The organism is Euzebyales bacterium, from assembly GCA_035461305.1.
Classification (GTDB): Bacteria; Actinomycetota; Nitriliruptoria; order Euzebyales; family JAHELV01; genus JAHELV01.
In genome coordinates this window covers 1-3,696 of the sequence record DATHVN010000017.1, presented here as the reverse complement: position 1 = coordinate 3,696, position 3,696 = coordinate 1, and the positions used below count along the sequence as shown (strand labels likewise).

Below are 3,696 nucleotides of genomic sequence, written 5' to 3'. Positions count from 1 at the left end.
ACTGCTGGCGCTCATCCGCCTGCACCGGGCACGCGCCGACGCTCGCTTCGACCCCGACGGCGCCCTCGTGCTCCTCGAGCACCAGGACCGATCGGCCTGGGACCACCAGCTGATCGCCGGCGCCACACAGCTCCTCGTCCGCGCCGCCCGCTACCGGCGACCCGGTCCCTACCAGCTGCAGGCGGCGATCGTCGCCTGTCATGCGGAGGCAAAGCAGTGGGCCGACACCGACTGGGAACAGATCGTCGTCCTCTACGACATGCTCCTGCACCTCGCGCCGTCTCCGACGACCCGACTGCACCGCGCCATCGCCCTCCGCTACGTGCATGGCCCCCACGCGGCACTCGCCGAACTCGCCGAACTCGCCAGCGAGCTGGATCGATACCACCTGTTCCACGCCACTCGCGCAGAGCTCCTGCGCGCGGTCGGCGACCTCGACACCGCGACGGCAGCCGACCGGCGCGCCCTCGACCTCACGACCAACCCAGCGGAGCAGGCGCTCCTGCGCCGACGCATCGACTGGCGCTGAGCACACGGAGAGGACGATGACCGACCTCGCACCCTTCGAAGACCTGTGCCGCTCGACCACGGCCTCAGTGTGGTCGTCACGCTCCGCGCCGACCACACCCCGCACACCACGGTCGTCAACGCCGGCGTGACTTCCCATCCGATGACCGGTGACCGCGTCGTCGGGTTGGTCGCCGCGGGCAGCACCCGCAAGCTCGCTCATCTGCGCGCCGATCCCACCATCGCCGTCGTCGTCCGAGCCGGCTGGCGGTGGACCGCGGTGGAAGGTCGCGCCGAGCTCATCGGGCCCGCCGATCCCCACCCCGGGGTAGACGACGAACGGCTCCGGGTCCTTCTTCGCGAGATCTTCAGCGCCGCAGGCGGCACCCACGACGATTGGGACGCCTACGACCGAACGATGCGCGACGAGCGACGCACGGCCGTTCTCGTCGCTCCCGCTCGCGTCTATTCGAACCCGGCATGACCAGGGACTGGGTCTCGATCTGTGTGCACGCCTGCCGGGCGCGGCCGAAAACCATCCCTTTGGAGACGACGTCGCCGTGTTCAAGATCGACGGAAGGATGTCCGCGTCTCGTCGCGCGTGCAGGCGATCCCGGCAGCGTGAGCCTCAAATGCGACCCGGATTGGGCGCTCGAGCTGCGCGCCGTGCACGAGGCGGTTCGCCCCGGCTATCAGTCCTGGTCGAAGCCTGAATCAGGTGCCGCCCGGATGCGACGGACACGTCTTGTGGTAGGGGCGGTCGGGCAGCAGCTCCGTCCACTCGTCGCGGGACAGGTTCCGCCCGGCGATCTCGCAGGCACGCCGTTGCCATTCGTCGGGGTCGCTGGGGATGCTCCAGATGCCGCCACGCCCATCGGCGGCCACGATCGTCCTGCCTCCGTCCTCGAACCACGCGAACACCTCGTGCCGAGGTTCACCGGGGGTGACCCGGGCGACGCGTTCGCGCGCGGCGACGTCCCACAGCTGGACGGTGCCGTCAGTGCTGCTGGTCACGAGATGTGAGCCGTCGGGCGAGAACGACTGGCTGACGACCGGGCCGTCGACCCCGCGCAGCGGTGCCCCCACGGTGCGCTGCCCGACCGGATCGACGAGAGTGACGAGGCCGTTGTTGCCTCCGGCCGCCAGCAGCGAACCGTCGGGGCTGAAGTCGAGGTGCCAATGGGCGTCGACGTCGTCGAACGTTGCGAGCACCTCGCGGGTCTCGTTGTCCACCAGCACCAGCGCGTCGGGGTTGAACAGCTCGACGGCGAGCAGCCGCTCGTCGGGGCTCACGTCGACGTTGCTCACATAGCGGTCGAAGCGCAGCGGTTCACCGACGACGTCGAGGGTGGCGGCGTCGAGCTCGACGATCCCGCCGGCGTGGAGTCCGAGGAAGATCGTGTCACCGCCCGGCCGCCACCCCACCGAGCCGCTGCTCGAATCGAACGGGAGCGTGCGCTCAGCGATCAGCCCGCCGGTCGCCGGATCCCACAGCCGGGCCGTTCGGTCGTTGCCCACCGTGATCAGGCGGCGACCATCGGGCGTCCAGTCCTGCCACCCCGCGAAGGGGTGGTCGCTCGGGCGTTCGGGGCCAATCGGGCCACTCCCCACGTCACGCACCGCGAAGTGGTCGACGCCCACCTGGTCGCCGTACAGGTAGCTCAGCCTGGTCCCGTCCGGGCTCGGTGCGACGTGGCTCTTCAGCGAGTCCGGCGTCCGGTCGGGCGGGGCGATCTGGCGGACCAGGCGCCGATCACCCGCGAGGTCCCAGGTGATCACGGTCCCGTCGGTTCCGGAGGAGTAGAGGGTGTTCCCGTCGGCGCCGAAGCCGATGGCGCCCGCGGTGGCGCTGTGGCCCGCCAGGACGCCGGTCCGTTCACCCGATGCCGGGTCCCAGACCTCGATGGTGGGTTGGTCGGTGGCGCTGACGAGCGTCCGTCCGTCGGGGGAGAACGCGACGGCGACGGGCCGCGAGGTTCTGGTGAGCACACGGCGGCGGGCACCGGTGGCGATGTCGAAGACGGCGAGCGCGTCTCCCTCCCTGGCCGCCACGCTGTCGCCGTCGGGGCTCACGGCCACCGGTGCCCGCGCCTGTGGGATCGTCTGCACCACGTCACCCGTCGCCGGGTCGACGAGGGTCAGCCCGGCCCCCGCCTCGGCGCCCTCCCCGACGATCACGAGCTGGTTGTCGGGTGTGAAGGCAAGGGATGGGTAGTCCAGCCCGTACGTGACCGTGCGGGGACGCGATCCGGGGGAGCGCAGGTCCCAGATGAGCTCGGAGGCCGGATCGTCGGGGAAGTCGGGGTTCCGCTGGTTGCCCACGGCGAGGTAGCGGCCGTCGCGGCTCAGCGCCACCGAGATGGCGGGCAGGAAGCCCTCCCGTGGAGACACGGTCAGCGCGATCGGTTCGCGGGTCTCGGTGCCGGTGGCGGCCTCGAAGAACCGCACCGCACCCCGGCTCTGGTCGTCGGGGTAGGTCACCGCCGCCACACCGCGGCCGTCCGCCGTCGGTGCCATCGCCCGGTAGAACGTCGACTCGGGGGGTGCTTCGGCGGCGGCCTGCAGCGTGGCGGCATCGAAGAAGGCCAGGCTGCCGCCGTCGTGCGCCGCCAGATGGCGCCCGTCGGCGGTCACGGCGAAGCCTCCGTGGGTGCCGATGGCGGGATGGCGCAGGACGCCGATGGCCTGCGGGCGCCGGTTCAGCGCCGCGAGCAGGTTCGTGCGCGTGTCGTTCGAGTCGTGGAGGCGGCGGCCCTCGACCGCCAGCAACAGCGCCTGGTCGAGGTCGTCGACGGTGAGGCTGAGCGCGCTCAGGCGGCGCGCCTCGGCGACGTCCGCCGAGGAGTCGGCATCGGCCGCCGAGCGTTGCGCTCTGTCGCGCTGACCCACGGCAACCAGGCCGGCAGCGAGCGACAGGAGCAGGAACGCCGCGGCGGCCCCGAGCAGCACCCGCAACAGGCGGTTCTGGCGGGCCTGCTGGCGGGACCTTTCGGCCAGAGCGACGCGAGCCGATGCGGTCTCGGCCACCGACGCGTCGAGGAAGGCATCCTCGAGGTCGGTCAGGTCGGGGTGGGTCGCGGCGCGCCACTCCAGCGCCGCTTCCAGGCGCGCGCCCCGGTACAGCTCGCTGGCCGGTCGCCCCAGCGACTCCCAGCCGTCCGCCGCCGCGGACAGGTGGCGCAGGACGCG

At 71.9% G+C, this 3,696-nt stretch carries 3 protein-coding genes; 2 read left to right on the top strand and 1 reads right to left on the bottom strand.

Features of this window, described 5'->3' with window-relative positions; translation table 11 throughout:
- Both VK923_01580 and VK923_01575 read left to right on the top strand, forming a co-directional pair.
- A partial coding sequence (locus VK923_01580) for a DUF6596 domain-containing protein (protein HSJ43355.1) occupies window positions 1-529 on the top strand: 529 nt, incomplete at its 5' end.
- A gap of 45 nt (window positions 530-574) precedes the next feature.
- On the top strand, window positions 575-991 hold the full coding sequence (locus tag VK923_01575) for a pyridoxamine 5'-phosphate oxidase family protein (protein ID HSJ43354.1): 417 nt from the start codon (window positions 575-577) through the stop codon (window positions 989-991).
- 230 nt (window positions 992-1,221) lie between these two features.
- Here the strand turns inward: VK923_01575 and VK923_01570 are convergent.
- Window positions 1,222-3,696, bottom strand: a 2,475-nt coding sequence (locus tag VK923_01570) for a WD40 repeat domain-containing protein (GenBank protein ID HSJ43353.1), incomplete at its 5' end; no start/stop codon positions are given.